A 19,470-nucleotide genomic window follows, 5' to 3' on the forward strand; every position below is an offset into this window, starting at 1 on the left:
GCAGGTGATCACGGGGTTGCCCGTACGTTCGCGGCATGAACTCGATCGCCGCTTCCGCCTCTGTCCGCGTTGGCCTCGTCGGCCTCTCCGCCCGCGGCGGCTGGGCTTCCCAGTCGCACCTGCCCGCCCTCTCCCGCCTCAAGGGGTACGAGCTACGCGCCCTTTCGGCCTCGAGCGCCGAGTCCGCCCGGGCGGCGGGTGAGAAGTACGGTGTGCCGCTCACCTTCGGCAGCACCGCGGAGCTTGTGGCGAGCGACGAGGTGGACCTGGTGGTCGTCAGCGTCCGGGTGCCGCTGCACCGCGACGTGATCCTCGCGGCGCTCGGCGCGGGCAAGGCGGTGCTTTCCGAGTGGCCGCTGGGCAACGGGCTCGCCGAGGCGGAGGAGCTCGCGGACGCCGCGGCGAAGGCCGGAGTGCGGACGTTCGCCGGGCTTCAGGCCCGGTCGGCGCCCGCGGTGCGGCAGGTGCGGGACCTGGTCGCCGACGGGTACGTGGGTGAGGTCCTCTCCACCAGCCTGGTGGCGTCGGGGCGTCGGTGGGGCGCCACCTTCGAGCCGGGCGGCGCCTACCTCCTGGACCGCGAGAACGGCGGCACCATGCTGACCATCCCCTTCGGGCACACCGTCGACGCCGTGGCTGAGGTGCTCGGCGAGTTCACCGAGGTCTCGTCGACGCTCGCGACCCGGCGGCCCGTCGTGCATGAGGAGGGCACGGGTCGCGCGGCCGCGATGACCGTCCACGACCAGGTCGCGGTGAGCGGCCGCCTCGCATCCGGCGCGGTCGCCTCGGTGCACTTCCGTGCCGGGCTCTCCCGGGGCACGAACTTCCACTGGGAGATCAACGGCACCGAGGGTGACCTCGTCATCACCGGCGACCACGGCCATCTCCAGCAGGCCGCGCTCACCGTCCACGGCGCCCGCGGCGCAGCCGCCGACGTCGCCGAAATCCCGCTGCCCGCCCGCTACTTGGACGTACCGGAACTCGCCGGTCTGCGGGCGCACCCCGCCTACAACGTGGGCGCCCAATATGCGCAGATCCACTCCGACCTGACCCAGGACACGGCGCTCGCCCCGGACTTCGCGCACGCGGCGCGGCGGCAGCGGCTGCTTGACGCGATCGAACGGTCCGGGGAGTCGGGGACGCGCATCACCCTCTGACGAGCGTTCAGCACGAGGCGGTAGCGCAGGCGCGGCAGTGCGGGGCGGATCGGGGCCTCGTCGCGTACCAGCGGCCAGAGCACCGGATCGTCGCGGTCGATCGGGCCGTTGGGGCACAGCTCCAGGGTGTGGATCTTTACGCGGCGGCCGACTCGGCTCCGATAGAGGCCGACTCCGGCGAGGCCGGAACAGGGGATGATCTGCTGGGCCTTGCCATTGAAGTACCACAGGCCGGTCCGGTCCACGCTCACCCGGATGTGACGGATCTTCCAACTTGCACAGAGGGCAGTGCCGGCGAGGCCGCCCCAGATCAGCAGCCAGACGCAACCGCCGACGATGCGGCTCGTGGTGTCGCCGTGGTGGTGGCCCCGGTGCGGGTTCGCGAAGAGGGCCGTAACGGGGCCGAGGAGGCCGAAGGAAGACGCTGACCATGGCCCCTCTGCGCAGGCTGTGGGCGCCGGTGTTGATGACGATGGCGTCGGGCGCCGGTGCGGGTGCGGGTGCGGGTGCCTGAGCGGGGAGCATGAGAAGGAGGTCAGCCAGAACTCCTCATGTACATGGCGAGTGGTCGGCCGAGACGCACCACGGGGCGCAGCCGTGCGGTGAGGTCGGCCAGCAACCGGTCGGCCTGTGGCAGTACGCGCGGTCCGAGGGCGGCGGTGCCGACGGCGACGGCCACTCCGGTCCAGGCCAGTGGGCCCAGCGGGGTGCAGCCGAAGAAGTGGCTGACGACGGGTGTCTGGACGAGGACGATGAGTGCGGCGGCGGTGCCGAGGACCGTGGTCAGGACCAGCGGGCTGTGGCGGCGGCCGGCGACGGTCTGGGTGAGCTGGGCGCCGATCACCCCGCACAGGGCCATCGTGCTGGTGCGTCGCGGCGAGCCGGGGGTGAGGCTGCCGATGAGCCATGCGGTTGCCGCGCCGATTCCGGTGATCAGGCCGCGGTGGCGGATCTGGCGGGTCAGCGGGCGGCCGAGGGCGGCGAGGCCCACGGGTGCGGTGTCGGCCGGGGCGGGCCGGCCGGTGGGTTGCGGATCGTGCGGGGTGACCGCGACGGCCATCGCCGGGAACATGTCGGTGAGCAGGTTGACCAGCAGCAGCTGACGTGTCGACAGCGGCGAGGTGCCGGACAGCAGGGTGCCCAGTACGGAGAAGCCGATCTCTCCGGCGTTGCCGCCGAGCAGGATGCTGATGGCGTCGGCCACGCTGCGCCACAGGGCTCGGCCTTCGCCGATGGCGTCGAGGAGAACCGACAGTTCGTCGTTGGTGATCACGAGGTCCGCAGCGTTGCGGGCGGCCGCGGATCCGCGTGCGGCGATGCCGACCCCGACATCGGCGGCGCGGATGGCGGCGGCGTCGTTGGCGCCGTCCCCGACCATGCCCACGACGCGACCCGCCTCCCGGAGTGCCTCGACGACCTGGAGCTTCTGTTCGGGTGCGACGCGGGCCACGACGCCGCAGTCCCGCAGCAGATGTGCCCGCCCGGCACGGTCGAGCGTGGCCAGATCGTCGCCGGTGACGACGGTGACATCCGATGGCCAACCCAGGGCGATCGCCACGGAACGGGCGGTCTGAGGGTGGTCACCGGTGAGCATGACGGGTCGCACGCCGGCCTCGCCGAGACCGGCCACGAGCGGGGCGGAACCGGCGCGGGGGGTGTCGGCCAGCGCCACGAACCCGATGAGTTCCAGCTGTTCAAGGGGCTTGTCCAGGACCTCCGCCGCTCCGTCCCCGGCGAGCCGGCGCTGGGCGACGGCCAGCAGCCGCAGCCCCTGGGCGGCGAGGTCATGTGCCGTGGCGACGGCTGCCGGATCGGCATCGGGGCAGCAGGGCACCACGACTTCGGGCGCCCCCTTGACGATCAGCTTCTCCTCGCCATCGGCCTCCGTCCCGGCGGCGGCCGCGTAGCCCCGGCTCGCCTCGAAGGGCCGGGTCTGCACGGTGGTCCACCCCCTCTCGTGCGGGGCGGCTGCCAGGACGGCCTCGTCGGTGGCGTGGGCGTGGACGCCCGGCTGCTCGGCGACGCGGGGGCAGGTCCGGGCGGCGAGGCGCAGGATGGGTTCCGCCTCCGGGGCGTCGGCCGGGTGCTCGGCGCCGGCGGAGTGTTCGACGCCGACGGAGGTGACGAGGCGGACGACCCGCAAGCGGTTCTCGGTGAGCGTCCCGGTCTTGTCGAAGCACATGGTGTCCACGCGCCCCAGCGCCTCCAGGCTGCGCGGTGTACGTACCAGAACACCGAGCTTGCCGAGCCGTCGCGCCGCGGCCATCTGCGCGACCGTTGCCACCAGGGGCATGCCCTCGGGTACGGCGGCCACCGCGACGGCCAGTCCACCCTGGAGCGCGGTGCGCATCGGGCGGCCGCGCAGCAGGGTCAGGCCGGCCACCGCGGCGCCGCCGGCGAGGGTCAGGGGCAGCACGCGACGGGTCAGCTGGTGCAGCCGTGCCTGCACGCCCGCCGAGGCGGGGACCCGGCCGGCGAGGGATGCCGCGCGGCCGGCTTCCGTCTGGTCGCCGGTGCCCACCACCACCGCTCGGGCATGGCCGGCCACCACCGTGGTGCCCTCGAACACCATGCAGCTGCGGTCGGCGACGGACGCCCGCGGTACGGCGGCCACGTGTTTGCGGGTGGGCAGCGACTCGCCGGTCAGCGAGGACTCGTCGACCTCGAAGCCGTCGACCTCCAGCAGCCGCGCATCGGCCGGCACCACGTCGTTGGTCCGCAGCTCGATCACCTCGCCCGGCGCCAGTCGCACGGCGTCGACGACAGACGCCTCATCGGCCGACGCCTCGGCGAGACGCCGGGCCGTGCGCCGTTGCCCGGTGACGAGCACGGACAGCGCCCGCTCCGCGCGCAGTCGCTGCACCCCGCCGACCAGGGCGTTCATGCCTACGGCGCCGATGACGAGGAACGCGTCCACCGCTGATCCCAGCAGTGCCGACGCGGTGGCACCGACCACCAGGACCGGCGTGAACGGGTCGTCGAGTTCGGCCCACACGGCGCCTGCCAGACGTGCGCCCACCCGAACCGGCGCGCAGGCCGGGTGCATCACCGCGGCGCCCGCGACACGGCCCGCCCGGGTCCGTACCGCTGTCAGGGCGGTGGGCGTGACGCACGACGCCTGCGCCAGCCGGGCCCTCACCTCCTCCGGATGCAGGGCGTGCCAGGCCACCCGCGGCCTGGGGCGAGGGGGCGTGCCGACGGCGGCACGCAGCGCGGCGCACCAGCCCGACGCCATGGCCCCGGCGGTGGCGATATGGACGGGGCTGAGCCGCACTTCAAGGGGGAATCCGAGAGGCAAGGGGACCCGCTGCGACCGCGTCCCCCGGGTGAGCACCAGAAGCCCGGACAGCGTGGCGCCTGCCTGCGCGAAGAACGTGGCACGCCTGCTGACCGCCCGCGCCGCAGGAACGGCGGACAGCAGCCGCCACACCCCCTCCAGGCCGCGCAGAGCCAGCATGTCCGCGCCCCAGACGACCGCGCTGCGCTCGTCGGTGACCGCGACGGCGAGGTCACTGCGGAGCAAGCCGTCGAGTACGGCGCGGGCGGCCGCGGTCACCTTCCGCTCCGCTGCCGCCCGGTCGTCCGGAACGCGTGCCACCGTGAGAACGGTTCGCCCCTCGTCCTGCAAAGCGGCCACCACCTCGGCCAACGGGGCCTCGGGGGAGGCGAGTTGATCGACCAAGGTGCCGAAGTCACCGAGGGAGTGGTCGTCCATCACCACGACGTGCAGGCCGGCTCGGCGCGCCGCGTCCAGTGCGGCTTCGGCCATGGGGTCGACCTCCCAGCCGACCAGAACGGCGCCGACATCCCGACCACGCACCGACGCGGTCATCAGCCCCGAGTCCGGCGCCGTCGCATCCGGCGCCGCTCGCAGCCGCAGGCCGGCTCCCCGCTCCGCGGACGGCGTTGCTCCGTCCTCGGGCGCACTCAGGGCTGCGGTGGCTGCCCGCCACAACCGGTGGTGATCCCAGCCGGTCGCGCGGGGATGGACCTCGAGCACGGCACGCCGGGTGCTGCGCAGCGCTTCGGGATGCAGGACCACGGTGTCCACGAGTTCCAGTCGGCGCAGCCGCTCGGGGTCGCGGACCAGTACGTTCTCGCGCGCCAGGGCAGTTGCGAGCGCCGCGGTGAAGACCGCCGGGCCGTAGCGTGCGGCCTTGGGCGAACCGGCCAGTACGGTCTCGGCCGCCTTGTCGAGGCTGCGGGTGAACAGGAGGGTGGCGGCGGCGCCGCCCAGCATCCTCTTGACCGTGGCGTCCGTATATTCCTCGCCCGCCGACGGGCGCAGCGGCGGACGCACGACGTCGGCTCCGGCAACGGTCAGCCGGTCCGGTGCGCACAGCGTGTCGTGTACGGCGTCGAACTTCGCGAGCCGAGCCAGGGACTCCACCAGCTGGGCCGTCCGCAACGCCGCGTCGAGCAGCAGCGGACTCGGCGACTGCCCGATCCCGCAGACGGCTGCCTGGCCCGCGGCGCACGCGAGGTCGGCCGCGTCCGGGCCCAGCGCACGGCTCAGCACCGCCCGTACCCGCGCATCCTCCCGCATCACGGTGACCGTGGCCACGACGAACTCCGGCACGCGCTTCAGACATGCCGTCCGTGCCGCGACGGCGGTGGCGATGCCCGCCACATCGCAGGCCAGGGCGACAGCGGTGGCGCGCACACCCCCGGTGGCACCCGGGTGCACGCGCCCCAGCACCCGATCGCCGACATGCACCAGCCCGTGTCCGGCGGCAAGTTCGGACACCTTGCCCACCAACCGCTCGCCGGCCGCGTCCTCGACGCTCTGCACGACCAGCCGTACCAGGCCGACGTCCCAGTAAGCGCTCAGCACGTCAGGGCGCTCGGCCAGGCCGGCGGCCACCTTTCCCGCGGCGGCCTCAAGTCGTTCCACGGTCGGCACGGGCGCGTCCGGGTGGTGCCGGAGGGCAAGGTGCATACGCGAGCCGGCACGCCAGTAACCGACCTGAGGAGTCATCGCGTTACGGGCCGCCCTGCCGACCCGCAGAGCGGTCACCGACACCGACGCCGCCCCGCCGGCCGCGCCGCGCGCACCGGCGCCCACGAGCCCAGCGGCAATCCGCGCGGTATCTGCGGTCGGCGGGGCGAACCGGCGGGCGACCTCGGCGGGACCGGCCAAGGCGCTCCGGAGGACCACGGCGGGCAGCCCGGTGAGCAAGCGGAGCAACATGCCTCACCTCCACGGGCCTGCCGCACGGGCCGGGGCAGAACGGTCGTATCGGAAGGGCGCAGGGCGACCTTCAGGACTTCTTGCGCCCACCTGCCTTGGCGTACGGGGTACTTGTGGCGGTGCGCTTGGACGAGCAGGCGTTCGCCGTCCCGGACACGGCCGACGACTTGGTGGAGCGGGTCGCCGTCCCAGAGGCGGCCGATCCCTTGGCCGACTTGGCGGCCGCCTTCGCCTGCATTCCTTCGGCGCGCGCCTCGCCGGCTGCCTGGGCCGCGGCGGCATCCTTGGGGCGGGGCTGCGTGAACCACACCACCGCGGCGCCCGCCAGGACCACCGGCCACTCGACCACACCGGCCACGCCGAGCAGTCCGGCACCGGTGTACGCCACGACACGCCGTGCCTGCGGCGAGACGATCCCGACGGAGTCCAGAACACCGCCGACGATCCCCTTGACCCTTTCGGCGCCGGGGAACCTCTCCGCCGCCGTCATCGCCGTCCGCACGGGGCGTGCCGGTGACACCTCGACGGGAGCTCTGTGCCCCCTGAGCCAGGCGCCTGGGAACTGTCAGCCATGGTCGCTCTCCCTCCGTTGAGCGGGTGAGGCGTACGGCAGCAGGGCCGTGCCACCCCTCGCGTTTCGGCAACCTTCACAAGATCGAGCAATTCCGGCAACTCTGGGTACACCTACCTGCCGCCGTATGACGTAACCGAGGGGGACGGCCCTCGTGGTGGGACGGCCGGCCCGTCAGCGGAGCAGCATCGGGCCGTCGTGGTCGAGCCGGGCCGCCCGGTGGGTCAGCCGCGGCCGGGGCCGTCCCCCCACGTCAGCGCACGGTCCTCCTGGCCCAGCTCGGCGACGGGGATCCCTGCTGCATGGCCCACGGGCCGGCGCGAACCGCCGTACAGGCCCGGATCGCTCTGCCCTTGCTCCCACTCCGGACATTCCGCCCGGCGGCATTCCTACGACATCGTGTCAGGACTGCCGTGGCCGACCGGTGTGGCGGTCGGCCCGCGAGGGCACTCACCGCACTCAGGCGGCGAGGCCGTCGATCGCCAGAGGAAGGTGGCGGGGGCCACGCAGGACGGGGTTGGCGCGGTAGGGCGGCGGGTCCGCCAGCAGCCGTGGATTCTCGATTCGTCGGAAGAGCCGGGGCAGGGCGAGCTGCGCCTCCATCCGGGCCAGCGGGGCGCCGAAGCAGTAGTGGATGCCCGTGTAGAAACCGAGGTGTTGGTTGTCCTCGCGATCGGGATCGAACCGGTCGGGGTCCTCGAAGCGCTTCGGGTCGCGGTTGGCCGAAGCCAGCATGAGCCGGACCGGCGCGCCCTTGGGGATGGTGGTGCCGGCGATGTCGATGTCGGCCAGAGCGGTGGTGAACGGTATGAACTGGACGGGCGGCTCGTATCGCAGCACCTCCTCGATGAGCGGGACGACCAGGTCCGGTTCGTTCCTGAACCGGTCGAGGACCTCGGGGTGGCGCAGCAGTGTGAGCGTTGAGTTGCTGATCAGGTTGACGGTGGTCTCGTGGCCCGCGATCAGGAGCAGTATCGAGGTGGCCACCAGCTCCGTGGCGGACATGCTGCCGCCGGGGCCGGTTTCGCGGGCGAGGGGGCCGAGGATCCCGCTGCCGGGGTGGCGGCGCTTGGTGTCGATCAGGTCGGCCAGGTAGGAGCCCAGCTCACGGCGTGCCGCTTGTGCCTTTTCCACGCCGCTTGCCCCGCCGCTGGGATCGAGGCCGGACGCCACGGTGTCGGCCCAGCCGTGGAAGCGCGCTTCGTCCTCGCGCGGCACGCCCAGGACCTTGCAGATGGCCGTGACGGGCAGGGGGTAGGCGAAGTCGTCGACGACGTCGATCTCGTCCTTGCCTTCGAGCGCGTCGAGCAGATCGGCGACGACCTGCGCCAGCTCTCCGCGCATGTCGTGGAGGAACCTGGGGCTGTGCGGGGGTCCGAACGGCCGCATCGCCGCATTGCGCAGCCGATCGTGTCCCGGCGGGTCCTGAAGCAGGAAGCTGGGCGGCAGATTTGTGTCCTCCTCGCCCGTGGCGGGGCCGTCGGCGCCGGGGTCGCGGTTGCGCACGTCGTTGCTGAGCCGCGGGTCGTTGGCCAGGCTCCGCACCTCGTAGTACGTGCTGACCACGTAGGAACCGTCGTCCTGAAGCGTGACCGGCGTCTTGCGCATCTCGGCGTAGAGCGGGTACGGATCGGCGCGATTCGCGTAGTCGGTGACCTGCGCGAACATGGTGCCGAGAGTCATGGTGTCTCCTGAGGGGCGGGCGGTCCGGGGCGATGGTCAGGCGGGCGACGCCACGAACTGGACACGCCGCTCGGTCGGTGAGTGGCCGGACACGGTCACGGTCGGCTCGTGGGTGGGCAGGTGGGGGTCCGGGAACGCCGGATCAACCGGCTGCAGCGCGCCGGTACGGCGGTCCACCACGGGGTAGTCCGGCGGGAACGACGCTCCGGTCTCGATCTGGCGCTGGTAGAACCCCAGCCACTTTCCGGCGTCGAAGGATGCCGCGGCGATGACCCGGCCGTGATACCCGTACACCGCGACGAACCGCCCCTCGGTGAGCGCCCCTTGGGCTACGACCAACTGATCGCCCAGCGTGGGCACGCCCACCGACTTGATGTTGACGCCGAACTGGACGGACCAGAACATCGGCACCCATAGGTGGGGGCGGCGGTCGGGGCCGGCGCAGACCATGTTGTGGGCGGCGATCCGGGCCTGTTCGACCGCGTTGCCCCAGTGCTCCAGGGACAGGAACTGGTAACCGAACAGCGGATGGGGACTGCGGGCGACATCGCCGGCGGCGTAGATGTCGTCGGTGACGATGCCGTTGGCGTCGAACACCCGGCATCCCGCGTCGCAGGCGATCCCCCTGGGGCCGGCCGCCACTCCGGAGCCGGCGAGCCATTCGGTGTTCCGGACGGCGCCGAGAGAGACCACCGCCACGTCCACGTCGATCGCCGATCCGTCGGACAGGTGGGCGCACCGGAGCCGTCCGGCCTGGTCGCCCTGCAGCGCGGTGACGCTGAGACCGCAGCGCAGATCCACTCCGTGATCTTGCTGCAGCCGCGCCGCCGCCGCGGAGACCACCCCGCCGAGGGCACCCACCAGCGGCGCCGGGGCGCGTTCGGCGACGGTCACCTCCACGTCTCGCTCCCGGCAGACGGAGGCGATCTCGGAGCCCGTGAAACCGGCGCCGATCACCAGCACCCGGCGCGGGCCGGCGGCGAGGTGCCGGTACAGCCGAGCGGAGTCGTCACGGGTGCGCAGCACGAAAACCCCGTCCAACGCCGCCTCTTCGGGATGGAACCACGGCCGGGCCTTGGTCCCGGTGGTGATCAGCAGACGGTCGTAGGGAAGGGCGTCGCCGTTTGCCAGGCGCACCTGATTGGCCGCCCGGTCCAGCCCCGCGGCGGCCACACCGAGACGCCATTCGGCGTCGATGTCGCGCCTGCGCGGCAGTGCGGTGTCCTCGGCGCACTCCAGCCCCAGCAGCACCTGCTTGGACAGCGGGGGCCGGTCGTAGGGCTCGTACGGCTCGTCGCCGACCAGCGTCAGCGACCCGGTAAAGCCCTGGTCACGCAGCGTCTCCGCCGCGCGCAGCCCGGCCAGCGAGGCACCGACGATGACGATCCGGCCCTTCCGGCGGAGGGCCTGGACATCAGCGTCAGCCGACATCGCTCCTCACCCCTTTGGTCGGTTCATCGGAGACGTCGACGAGAATGGCCTGGACCGGGCAAGCGGCCGCAGCCTGTTCCACCTGGTCACGTAGTGCCTCGTCGAAGCGGGAGGTGAAGAGCAGCGCCTCCTCGCCGTGCAGTGCGAAGACGTCCGGGGCGAGAAAGGCGCACTGCGCGAATCCCTGACAGCGGTTGAGATCGACGACAAGCCTCATCTGGAACCCCGCTCCTTGCTCGGGCCGCGATGACCGCGGACTCCGCAGCCCCTCTGCGCTCGGTTCACTCGAATGGTCGGCATGCCTCTCCTTCAGGATCAGCTCGGCGGGAGGGCTTCGCAACGCGAGCGCAGCGCAGTCGGCGGCGCACCGCAGACCCGCTGCGGCTCAGCTCCGAGGGCGGCAACGGCAAGGACGTCCGACGCGGCCCTGGCGCGGCACGGAGCCCAGCAGCGTCGCGGTCGCCGACATCCGCCTCGACCTCGCGACTGTCCGACGACGGGTTGCCGCGACCGGATTGTTGGTTAGGGTGACAAGCGGGGAATGATCCCGATGCCCTTGGCCAATCCGAGGGCCAGGCCGACGAGTTGGGCCGCACGGGCATACGGCTCCCTCGGAGTCGTACAGGCCAGGAGCGGGTGTCCGCGGGGCAGTTGGGGTCGCCGGAGCGTGGGTCGGACACGACGGGGGAGGGCTCGCGTTGGATCGCCTGGCCGGAGCGGAAGGGGAAGTCGGCCCACCCCAGTTCGTGCTCGACGGGTGTGTCATTGTGCTCGGTTCGGCCGCGCAGCTTGTACAGGCTGATGACTTCGGCCATGTCGGCGGGCGGCAGTGGGCAGTTCCTGCGAGGCTCGACCGTCGCCACGTAGGGGGCTGCGGAGCCGTCGAGTTCGGCGGCGTCATGCCGCAACGCCCGACGCTGCGCACGGTGGACACGAAGGTCACCACCGCAGGTCGACCGGACGCGGTGGGTGTGTGACCGGCCGGCCGGCGTCCGCGGTGCTGCCCCGATCGCTGCGCGTGTGGTTCGGGCTGATGGCGGGCCTCGCCGCGCTGATGGTCGTCGTGCTCGGGGTCCTGTATGCCAACGCCGGCCGGCCCGGCAGGGTGGACGCGCGGATCTGGGCGGCGGTGGAGGGTGTGGGGCCGGTGTGGCGGCACGTCGCTCTGGCCATGGACTTCTTGGGGGAGCCCGGGGGAGCGGCGATGCTGGTCGTGGCCACCGTGACGGGCTGCCTGCTGCTTCGGCGTCCTCGCGCGGTGGTGCTCGTCGTTGTCGGCGCCGGCATGACCGTGGGGACGGCGACGCTGCTCAAGCACCTGGTGGGACGCACCATCCACGGCGACGAGAACCTGTCCTACCCGAGCGGGCACACCGCCTTCGCCACCGCGCTCGCCCTCGCGGTGGCGCTGCTCGCGACCGGTCGGCTCGGCCTCGGCAGGACGGCCGGCACGTCACTCGTGCTCGCCGCGGCGCTGGTCGCCGGCGCCGCCATGGGCTGGGCGCAGGTCGTCCTGGGTGCGCACTACCCGACCGACGCCCTCGGTGGCTGGTGCACCGCGCTGGTGGTGATGCCGGTGACCGCGTGGCTGGTCGACCGGACTGCCGACCGGCTGGGCCATCGGACGGCCGACCGGCCGGACGATGAAACGGCCGACGCCGGTCGGCGTAAGCGTCGCTGACGTCACGTCACGTCGTCACCGTCTCGTTTCGTCACGCCAAGCGGCGGAACACGGGCTTCACCGGCCGCCCGGCCAGCCAGGGGGTGGGGTCGGCGGCCTCCAGTGCCTTCCGGTACACCGCACATGCCTGGGCCACCACCTCGACGGTGCGGTCGATGTCGGCGTCGTCGAGCGCGCTGCTCACCACGAACGACGGGGCCAGCACCCCGCCCGCGAGGAGTTGGCGCAGGAACAGGGTGCGGTACTGCTGCGACGGCTGCCCGTTCTCGTCGAGGGTGGCGAAGACCAGGTTGCTGGCCCGGCCCCGGACGACGACGTGGTCGCCGACGCCCATGCTCGCCGCGGCCTCGCGGACCCCGGCGGCCAACCGCTCGCCGAGGGCGTGCAGTTGTGCGGTGATGCCCTCCTCGACGTACGTGGTGAGCACGGCCATCGCGGCTGCCAGAGAATGCGTTTCCGCACCGTGCGTGGTGGACAGCAGGAACACCCGGTCGCCGGAGTGGCGCAGCCCGCCCCGCTCCATCAGGTCGCGGCGCCCGGCCAGCGCGGAGACGGCGAACCCGTTGCCCAGCGCCTTGCCGAACGTGGAGAGGTCGGGGACGACGGCGTACAGGCCCTGGGCGCCCGCCTCGGACCAGCGGAGGCCGGTGATCATCTCGTCGAAGATCAGTACGCAGCCGTGGCGGTCGGCCAGTTCGCGCAGTCCTGCGAGGTAGCCCGGCGGAGGCTCGGTGTGGCCGGCGGGTTCGAGGATCAGGCAGGCGACCTCGCCCTGGTGGCGCGTGAGCAGTTCCTCCGTGGCGGCCAGGTCCCCGTAGGGGAACGCCACGGTGAGCTCGGTGGTCGCCGCCGGGATACCGGCGGACATCGGCGTGGTGCCGATGAACCAGTCGTCGACGGAGAAGAACGGATGGTCGCCACAGATGGCCACCCGCGGGCGCCCGGTGACGGCGCGGGCGAGGCGCACCGCGGCGGTGGTGGCGTCGGAGCCGTTCTTCGCGAACTTGACCATCTCGGCGGTCGGCACCGTGGCCAGGAAGCGTTCCGCGGCCTCGACCTCGACGATGGACGGCCGGACGAAGTTGCTGCCGCGGTCGAGTTCCCGCCGTACCGCCTCGAGCACGCGGGGGTGGGCGTGGCCGAGGCTGACCGACCGCAGGCCCGAGCCGTACTCGATGTAGCGGTTGTCGTCGATGTCCCACACGTGGGCACCGCGGCCGTGGCTGATGACCGGGGCCAGGTTCTCGGGGTATTGGTCGTCGCCCTTGGCGTAGGTGTGCGCGCCCCCGGGGATCAGGGCGTGCAGCCGCTCGTTCGCCTGCTGCGACCGGGGGAGGAGGAACTCTTCGGTGTCTGCGGTGTCCACGTCGGCTTCACTTCTCCTTTTGCTTCAGGGCCTCGGCGAGGCGCGGCGCCTCGCGGTCCCGCTGGGACATCGATACGGGCGGCAGCGGCCAGGGAATGGCGAGCTCCGGGTCGTCGAAGGCGATCGTCACGTCCTCGGCCGGATCGTGCGGGCGGTCGATCCGGTACGAGGTGTCGGCGGTTTCGGTCAGCGCCTGGAAGCCGTGCGCGCACCCCGCCGGGATGTACAGGGTCGTCTGCGTCTCGCCGGACAGCTCGAAGAAGGCCTGGTTGCGGTAGGTCGGCGAGTCCGGCCGCAGGTCGATGACGACGTCGAAGATCTTCCCGTACGAGCAGCGCACGAGCTTGGCCTCGCCGGCGCCGGAGCGCAGGTGCAGGCCGCGCAGCACGCCCCGGACCGAGCGGGACACGCTGTCCTGGACGAAGGCGTCCGGGTCGAGGCCCACCGAGCGGACCACGTCGGCGTCGAAGGTGCGGCAGAAGAAGCCGCGTTCGTCGGCGTACGGCGTCGGCTCGAAGAGGTATGCGCCGTCGATCGCCGGGACGTCGATCGCTTTCATGGAGTCTCCCGCAGGGCGTTGGCAGGGGTGTGGGTGTGGGCGGCCGCCGGGAAGAGGGCCGCGGTCAAGGCGGCGAACTGGTCATCGAGTTGCTGCGCGGCGACCAGGTTCCGTTCGGTGAGGGTCCGCCGCAGCTCCGCCGATTGCTGCTCCAGCGCCCGGAACTGGTCCAGCAGCCGGTCGGCGTCGACCTCGCGAGCCGGGTGGCAGTACGCGGCAAGGCCCATCCGATCCATCAGCGCGTCGCTCTTCGCCGCATAGGTGAGTGCGAGCGTCGGCGTGCCGACCTTCAGCGCGCAGATCAGGTTGTGGTAGCGGGTCGCCACCACGGTGTCGACCGCCGCCATCTCTTTCATCAGGTCGGCCAGCGAGGCCGCCTCGGCAGCGGTGACCAGCGGCGAGTCCACCGCGTCGAGGATCGCGGCGCTCACCGGCGCGTCCACTTCGTCGCCGGACAGCAGCCGGACCGGCCTGCCGTCCTCGACCAGCGCGCGGACGAACCGGGTCGTCCCGTCGAGGTAGCGCCGGTAAATCTCCTCGGCCCGGGCGCGGTCGTCGTTGCCTCCGTGGAAGGCCATGATGCCGACGCCGACCGGGCCAGGCGGGCCCGAGGGCGCTTCCCCGAGCTCTCCGACAAGCTCCGAGCGGGGGATACCCCATTCGGACGGCGTGGGCAGGGCGAAGGCCAGGTCCGGGTAGACCTCGTCGCGCGCGGTGTCCACGCCCATCGCTCGCATCGCGTCGCGGGACTGGGCGTCCCGGTACGACCGGTACGCGGCCAGCCGCGCCGACCAGCGCACCAGGGCCCGGGTCGGCCGGTTGCCGATCTCGGCGGCGCCGACGCTGACCAGCGCGACCCGGGTGCCGAACAGCCGGCCGGTCGCGCAGAGCAGGAACAGCGCGTACGGGAAGCCCCACGGCCGCAGCGGCAGCGTGGCCTCCAGGACGCCCATGCCCGGCACGATCACCACGTCGTGCCTCCGCACCCAGGCGGCGGTGCGGAAGGCATCGACGATTTTGCCCAGGCCCTTCCCCGCGATCGCGCCCGCACGCGAAGCGGTCCGGTACTCCCCGCGGTACCAGTGGAGCCGTGTCGCGGGGATGCCGTACCGGGCCGCGACGATCTCGGGTCCGCCGCACAGCGCATCCACGACCGCGTCCGGGTGGTCGGCGCGGAGGTAGCCGAGTACGGCTTCGAGTGACCCGTCGTTGCCGAGGTTGCCGGAGCCGAGGAGGCCGAACACCCCCACGCGCACAGGTGTCATGGCTGCCTCCCTTCACGACTTTCGCGGCCGGCGACGAGGGCGTCGACGGAGACGGTGAGCCGGCTCGGGTCGACCGGGGCGCGGTCCTCGACCCGCTCGCCGGCGCCGGGCCGGACCCGGCTGGACATCCATGCGGCCAGGTGGCGGTGGCATGCGCGCCGGTCGGCCGGGGACAGCGGCGCCCGCCGGACCGCCGCGACGAAGCCCCAGACGTACTCGGCGAGCAGCCGGGGCGTCGGGTGCAGCGGGCCTGCCCGCCGCGGGTCCAGGTTGACGCACCGGGAGCGCTTGGAGGGGTTCGCCCGCTCCGCGCGGGTGGGGTGGTCGCGGCGGAAGTACAGCAGCTCCGGCACCTGATGGAAGGGCCCGTGCAGGGCGATCTCGGCGACGAACGTGCGGTCCGCGTGGTGGTAGCTGTCGAGCGGCTTCACCCGGCGCAGCACGTCGGCCCGCATCACCCCGTAGAAGTCGTCGCCACCGGGCTCGAACAGCAGACTGCGGAAGCGCTCCGGCGGGTGCGGTGAGTCGGTGGCGAGCCGGTACTCGTACGGGATCTTCACCTGGCCGTCGCCGTCGACGACCGCCTGGCCGGAGTGCGCGACGATCACGTCCGGCCGCTCGTCCAGCGCCTCCACGCAGCGCCGCAGCAGGTCCCGGGCGTACAGGTCGTCGTGCGAGGCCCACTTGAACAGCTCGCCGCGGCACTCGGTGAACACGTAATTGTGGTTCGGCGAGGCGCCGATGTTCCGGGGCAGCCGGAGGTACCGGATGCGCGAGTCCCGTGCGGCGTACGTGCGGCAGATGTCCTGGGTCCCGTCGGTCGAGGCGTTGTCGGAGACGACCAGCTCGAAGTCCTCGTAGGTCTGGCCGAGCAGGGCGTCGAGCGACTCGGCGAGGTACTCCTCGCCGTTGTACACGGGAAGGCCGATGCTCAGCCGGGGAAGGGCGGTCATGACGTCCTCACTTCGGGGATGGAGTTCTGGTGGCGCTCGCGCAGGGCGGACCGCAGCTGCAGCCACCACACGGCCGAGCCGCAGACGGTCGCGGCGGCGACGCCCCAGGCCGAGCCGACCGTGCCGCCCACGGCCGCCCCGCCGAGCCCGCCGCCGACATAGCAGGCGGAGGCGAACAGCTGGCAGCGCAGGCTGCGCCGGGCCGCGGCGAGCGCGCGCAGCCCGGCCGCCGCGCCGGTGCCGAGGCCGGCGCCCGCGACGCCGAGCACGGCCGGCACGATGAGCTGGGAGGCGGAGTGCCAGACGTCGCCGAGTACGAACTCGCCGAGCCGGTCCGGCATCAGCAGCAGCGCCGCGCCCCACAGCAGCGCGGCGGCGGCCTGCCCGCCGCCCAGCAGAAGGCAGAACGTTCCCAGACGGCGCGGGGCCTGCCGCAGCACCCGTGCCGCCTCCGCGACGGTGACCAGGGACAGTCCCATCAGCACGGCGAGGAACGGGCCGAGCAGGAGCTCCGCGCCCCGGACCGCCCCCACCGCGCCGACCCCGACGATCGCGCCGAGCCCGTACGCCCGCAGCTGGCTCGCGCCGCTGAGGCAGGTGTTCTCGACCAGGTACCGGTAGCCGAGGTCGCGGTGGGTGCGCAGCCACTGACGCGCTCCGCTCAACTGGGGCCGGATGCCCGACTGGAGGCAGCCGTAGAGCGCGGCCACCGCGGCGGACGCGCCCCAGGCGAGCACGAAGGCGGCCACGCTGCCCACGCGGGCCGCCAGCACCATGGCCGGAACGAGCGCGATGCCCCACACGAGGTCGTTGACGAACGCCTTGCGCCCGGTGCCGGCTGCGAAGAACGCGTACCGCCAGGCGTCCTGCAGCAGCAGCCCCGGCAGCACGACGCCGAGGCAGGCGAACGCGGGCCCCACGCTGCCGCCGAGTGCAAGGCCGACCACCAGGCACGCCGCGCCGATGGCGGCACCGACGCCGAGCGCGGTACCCGACGACCGGGCCACCGCCCCACGCCAGGACGCGTCCGACACGCCGCTGAAGCGCACCACCAGCGGGTCGGTGCCCAGCCCGCGGGAGACGCTGAGCACCACGCCGTAGGTCACCCAGGCCAGGCTGAACACGCCGAACGCGGTCACCCCCAGCGAGCGTGCCACGTAGATCCCCACCGCGAAGTTGGACAGGCTGGAGGCCGCCTGGTCGGCCAGTCCCCAGGACAGCCGGCCGGCCAGCGCCCGCCTGGCGGTCGCCGCCGTCGGCCTCGTCTTCTCCTCCTCGGTGGTCATCGGCGTCATGCCTTGATCAGCCCGGCGCCGTGCAGGGCGCCGGCCGCGACGGCGACGGTGTCGAACGGCAGCCCGGACCGCTCGGCGACGTCCAGCAGACTGTGCTCGCCGTCGGAGAGGCTGAGCACCCAGAGCATGGCCATCTGGGCCTGCTTCGCGTCGCTGCGGCCGCCGAGCGAGTCGTACAACCCGCGCCGGCCCAGCTGCGGTTCGCCGTAGGGGCTGAGGTTGACGTACCGCCGGTTGCGGTCGAGCACGGCGAATGCCTCGCGGCAGACGGCGAGCGTGTCCGCCATCGCCTCCGGGGAGACGAAGTCCGGGTTGTCCGCCGAGGTGTGGTACTCGGGGTACCCGGCGTACGGGGTCCGGCTGAGCGAGCCCACGCCGAGATCGAACCCGGGCGAGCAGTACTGCCGCTCGTCGTAGCCGTACGGGGTGAACTCGGCGACGTGGTGCGGACGTTCGGAGGCGGTCAGCACATGCCGCAGCACCCGGTCGATCTCCGCGTCGCCGCGCCTGCTCTGCTTGTACGTCAGGTGGCCCGGGTCCCCGGCGCAGGCCAGCACGAGGCCGTGTTTGACGCGGTCCACCCGCTCCGCGTTGCGGGCCAGCCAGGTGATCGCCCCGATGGTGCCGGGCGCGTAAATGAACCGGTAGGTGTAGTACGGCGTCTCCTGCGCCAGCGCGCGGGCCAGGAACGTCGCCACCGCGATGCCGGCCAGGTTGTCGTTGGCCAGCGAAGGGTGGCAGACGTGGCAGGAGACGATCACCTCGTCGGGGACCTGCCCGGGGACCACGTGCTCGGCGTAGGTGAGGTGGCCGTCCGCGAGCGTGGAGTCGATGCGTACCGCGTACTCGCCGTCGGGCAGCGCGTCCAAGGTCTCCTGGGCCAGGCAGAACCCCCATTCCGGCGTGTAGTAGCTGGTGCGGTACGGCACCCAGGTCGGGTGGTCCGGCAGGGTGTGCAGGTGCGCGCGAAGCTCCGCCAGTGGCATGGTCCGCGACACCGGCACGCTGTAGCCGAGCACGTGCAGGCTGGACGCGGCGAAGTCGACGACCCGGTTGCCCGCGGAGTCGGCGATGTACGCGTCCCGGATGTTCCACTCCTGCGGCACCGTCCAGTCGAGCACCTGCGTCCCGGTCGGCACCTCGTGCACCTGCAGCGGGACGTACTCGCCGACGATGTCCAGGGTGGCGCGCACACCGTCGCCGGTGATGCTCCGGCAGAGCGGGTACAGCCGCTCCACCAGCGCGTGCATCTGCTCGCCGGTCGAAGTCGTCGGCCGTTCGTCGGACGCGGTCATCGGCGCCACCGCAGGGTGTCGTCGACGGTGCCGGCGTCGGACGCCGCGCGCAGCACGGCAAGGCGGGTGAAGCGTCGCTCGAAGCTCTCCTGGTTCAGCCCGAACTTCCGGTAGGCGTCGGCGAGTTCGAGCGCGCCCCGCTTCACCGTCCACGCGCAGTCGAAGCCGGGAATCGCGGCGCGGAACCGAGCGAAGTCCACCCGGTACGACCGCGGATCGGCACCGGTCTCCCCGGTGATCACCACCTTCGATCCGGACACCGCCTCGGCGACCTGCTCGGCGATCTCGGCGACCGTGACGTTGTTGACCTCGCTGCCGATGTTGAACGCCCGGTCGTGCACCGCTTCGCGCGGCGCGGTCAGCGCGGCCGCGAAGGCCTGGGCGATGTCGGCGGCATGCACCAGCGGGCGCCACGGGGTGCCGTCGGACATCACCAGCACCTCGCCGGACAGGAGCGCGTGGCCCACCAGGTTGTTCAGCACGATGTCGGCGCGCAGCCGGGGCGAGAAGCCGAAGGCGGTGGCGTTGCGCATGTACACCGGGCTGAAGTCGCCGTCGGCGAGCGCGTGCAGGTCGTCCTCCACCCGCACCTTGGATTCCGCGTACGGCGTCACCGGGCGCAGCGGGGCGTCCTCGGTCACCAGGGCGTCGCCGCCGGCGGCGCCGTAGACCGAGCAGGTCGATGCGTACAGGAAGCGCCGCACCCCGGCGTCGCGGGCCAGCCGGGCAAGGCGGACCGAGGCGTGGTGATTGATGTCGTAGGTGAGCTCCGGCGCCAGCGATCCCAGCGGGTCGTTGGACAGCGCGGCCAGGTGGATCACGGCGTCCACTCCGGCCACGTGGTCGGCCGTGACGTCGCGCAGGTCCACCCGGTGCCCCGCAGGGTCCGCGGGCACAGGGCCGAGGACGCAGTCGGCGAACAGGCCGGCGTCGAGACCGACGACCTCGTGCCCGGCGGCCTCGAGTACCGGGGCCATCACGGTGCCCAGGTAGCCCTGGTGTCCGGTCAGCAGTACGCGCAAG

At 72.6% G+C, this 19,470-nt stretch carries 15 protein-coding genes; 3 read left to right on the forward strand and 12 right to left on the reverse strand.

What is annotated here, in order from left to right; translation table 11 throughout:
- Positions 1 to 35: 35 nt before the first annotated feature.
- Positions 36 to 1,157 carry a Gfo/Idh/MocA family protein gene (locus tag ACIGWZ_RS09155; protein WP_400062415.1) on the forward strand — a complete coding sequence of 374 codons (1,122 nt, stop codon included), beginning with the start codon at positions 36 to 38 and terminating at the stop codon, positions 1,155 to 1,157.
- A gap of 535 nt (positions 1,158 to 1,692) precedes the next feature.
- On the opposite strand, the gene ACIGWZ_RS09160 is transcribed toward ACIGWZ_RS09155, so the two are convergent.
- The 5 genes from ACIGWZ_RS09160 to ACIGWZ_RS09180 all read right to left on the reverse strand — a co-directional run bounded on the left by ACIGWZ_RS09160 (position 1,693) and on the right by ACIGWZ_RS09180 (position 10,250).
- Positions 1,693 to 6,348, reverse strand: coding sequence for an HAD-IC family P-type ATPase (locus ACIGWZ_RS09160; RefSeq protein ID WP_400062417.1), 4,656 nt, complete (start codon positions 6,346 to 6,348; stop codon positions 1,693 to 1,695).
- 70 nt (positions 6,349 to 6,418) lie between these two features.
- On the reverse strand, positions 6,419 to 6,868 hold the full coding sequence (locus ACIGWZ_RS09165; RefSeq protein WP_400062419.1) for a hypothetical protein: 450 nt from the start codon (positions 6,866 to 6,868) through the stop codon (positions 6,419 to 6,421).
- A gap of 510 nt (positions 6,869 to 7,378) precedes the next feature.
- Positions 7,379 to 8,602 (reverse strand): cytochrome P450, encoded by a 1,224-nt coding sequence (locus tag ACIGWZ_RS09170; RefSeq protein ID WP_400062421.1) that lies wholly within the window; start codon positions 8,600 to 8,602, stop codon positions 7,379 to 7,381.
- A 36-nt stretch (positions 8,603 to 8,638) separates the two neighbouring features.
- On the reverse strand, positions 8,639 to 10,033 hold the full coding sequence (locus tag ACIGWZ_RS09175) for an NAD(P)/FAD-dependent oxidoreductase (protein ID WP_400062423.1): 1,395 nt from the start codon (positions 10,031 to 10,033) through the stop codon (positions 8,639 to 8,641).
- Positions 10,023 to 10,250, reverse strand: a complete 228-nt coding sequence (locus ACIGWZ_RS09180) for a ferredoxin (RefSeq protein WP_400062425.1) — start codon at positions 10,248 to 10,250, stop codon at positions 10,023 to 10,025. The genes ACIGWZ_RS09175 and ACIGWZ_RS09180 overlap by 11 nt, the downstream gene beginning before the upstream one ends.
- A 481-nt stretch (positions 10,251 to 10,731) precedes the next feature.
- On the opposite strand from ACIGWZ_RS09180, the gene ACIGWZ_RS09185 reads away from it, so the two are divergent.
- Both ACIGWZ_RS09185 and ACIGWZ_RS09190 read left to right on the forward strand, forming a co-directional pair.
- On the forward strand, positions 10,732 to 11,010 hold the full coding sequence (locus tag ACIGWZ_RS09185) for a hypothetical protein (RefSeq protein WP_400062427.1): 279 nt from the start codon (positions 10,732 to 10,734) through the stop codon (positions 11,008 to 11,010).
- Positions 11,007 to 11,714 (forward strand): phosphatase PAP2 family protein, encoded by a 708-nt coding sequence (locus ACIGWZ_RS09190; RefSeq protein WP_400062429.1) that lies wholly within the window; start codon positions 11,007 to 11,009, stop codon positions 11,712 to 11,714. Before ACIGWZ_RS09185 ends, ACIGWZ_RS09190 begins: the two co-directional genes overlap by 4 nt.
- 31 nt (positions 11,715 to 11,745) lie before the next feature.
- On the opposite strand, the gene ACIGWZ_RS09195 is transcribed toward ACIGWZ_RS09190, so the two are convergent.
- From ACIGWZ_RS09195 to ACIGWZ_RS09225, 7 genes are read right to left on the reverse strand one after another with little or no spacing between them, the layout of a single operon-like run.
- Positions 11,746 to 13,080 (reverse strand): glutamate-1-semialdehyde 2,1-aminomutase, encoded by a 1,335-nt coding sequence (locus ACIGWZ_RS09195; RefSeq protein WP_400062432.1) that lies wholly within the window; start codon positions 13,078 to 13,080, stop codon positions 11,746 to 11,748.
- Positions 13,081 to 13,087: 7 nt separating this feature from the next.
- The gene (gene rfbC, locus ACIGWZ_RS09200) at positions 13,088 to 13,639 is read right to left on the reverse strand and encodes a dTDP-4-dehydrorhamnose 3,5-epimerase (RefSeq protein ID WP_400062434.1); all 552 of its coding nucleotides are present in this window, start codon (positions 13,637 to 13,639) and stop codon (positions 13,088 to 13,090) included.
- The gene (locus ACIGWZ_RS09205) at positions 13,636 to 14,904 is read right to left on the reverse strand and encodes a polysaccharide pyruvyl transferase family protein (protein ID WP_400062436.1); all 1,269 of its coding nucleotides are present in this window, start codon (positions 14,902 to 14,904) and stop codon (positions 13,636 to 13,638) included. The genes rfbC and ACIGWZ_RS09205 overlap by 4 nt, the downstream gene beginning before the upstream one ends.
- Positions 14,901 to 15,857, reverse strand: coding sequence for a glycosyltransferase family 2 protein (locus tag ACIGWZ_RS09210; RefSeq protein ID WP_400062438.1), 957 nt, complete (start codon positions 15,855 to 15,857; stop codon positions 14,901 to 14,903). The genes ACIGWZ_RS09205 and ACIGWZ_RS09210 overlap by 4 nt, the downstream gene beginning before the upstream one ends.
- Positions 15,854 to 17,143 carry a hypothetical protein gene (locus ACIGWZ_RS09215; RefSeq protein WP_400062440.1) on the reverse strand — a complete coding sequence of 430 codons (1,290 nt, stop codon included), beginning with the start codon at positions 17,141 to 17,143 and terminating at the stop codon, positions 15,854 to 15,856. The genes ACIGWZ_RS09210 and ACIGWZ_RS09215 overlap by 4 nt, the downstream gene beginning before the upstream one ends.
- A gap of 5 nt (positions 17,144 to 17,148) precedes the next feature.
- Complete coding sequence (locus ACIGWZ_RS09220; protein WP_400062442.1) at positions 17,149 to 18,447, reverse strand: DUF4910 domain-containing protein; 1,299 nt, start codon at positions 18,445 to 18,447, stop codon at positions 17,149 to 17,151.
- Positions 18,444 to 19,469, reverse strand: a complete 1,026-nt coding sequence (locus ACIGWZ_RS09225) for an NAD-dependent epimerase/dehydratase family protein (RefSeq protein ID WP_400062444.1) — start codon at positions 19,467 to 19,469, stop codon at positions 18,444 to 18,446. Before ACIGWZ_RS09225 ends, ACIGWZ_RS09220 begins: the two co-directional genes overlap by 4 nt.
- Between the last annotated feature and the right edge of the window lies 1 nt (position 19,470).

The sequence above is a fragment of the Streptomyces sp. NPDC053427 genome (assembly GCF_044544985.1).
Lineage (GTDB): Bacteria > Actinomycetota > Actinomycetes > Streptomycetales > Streptomycetaceae > Streptomyces.

Excerpts from the sequence above, each read along its gene's own strand:
- ACIGWZ_RS09155 (WP_400062415.1), top strand. The coding sequence starts at position 36 with ATGAACTCGATCGCCGCTTCCGCCTCTGTCCGCGTTGGCCTCGTCGGC.
- ACIGWZ_RS09160 (WP_400062417.1), bottom strand. The coding sequence starts at position 6,348 with ATGTTGCTCCGCTTGCTCACCGGGCTGCCCGCCGTGGTCCTCCGGAGC.
- ACIGWZ_RS09170 (WP_400062421.1), bottom strand. The coding sequence starts at position 8,602 with ATGACTCTCGGCACCATGTTCGCGCAGGTCACCGACTACGCGAATCGC.
- ACIGWZ_RS09175 (WP_400062423.1), bottom strand. The coding sequence starts at position 10,033 with ATGTCGGCTGACGCTGATGTCCAGGCCCTCCGCCGGAAGGGCCGGATC.
- ACIGWZ_RS09180 (WP_400062425.1), bottom strand. The coding sequence starts at position 10,250 with ATGAGGCTTGTCGTCGATCTCAACCGCTGTCAGGGATTCGCGCAGTGC.
- rfbC (WP_400062434.1), bottom strand. The coding sequence starts at position 13,639 with ATGAAAGCGATCGACGTCCCGGCGATCGACGGCGCATACCTCTTCGAG.
- ACIGWZ_RS09205 (WP_400062436.1), bottom strand. The coding sequence starts at position 14,904 with ATGACACCTGTGCGCGTGGGGGTGTTCGGCCTCCTCGGCTCCGGCAAC.
- ACIGWZ_RS09210 (WP_400062438.1), bottom strand. The coding sequence starts at position 15,857 with ATGACCGCCCTTCCCCGGCTGAGCATCGGCCTTCCCGTGTACAACGGC.
- ACIGWZ_RS09215 (WP_400062440.1), bottom strand. The coding sequence starts at position 17,143 with ATGACCACCGAGGAGGAGAAGACGAGGCCGACGGCGGCGACCGCCAGG.
- ACIGWZ_RS09220 (WP_400062442.1), bottom strand. The coding sequence starts at position 18,447 with ATGACCGCGTCCGACGAACGGCCGACGACTTCGACCGGCGAGCAGATG.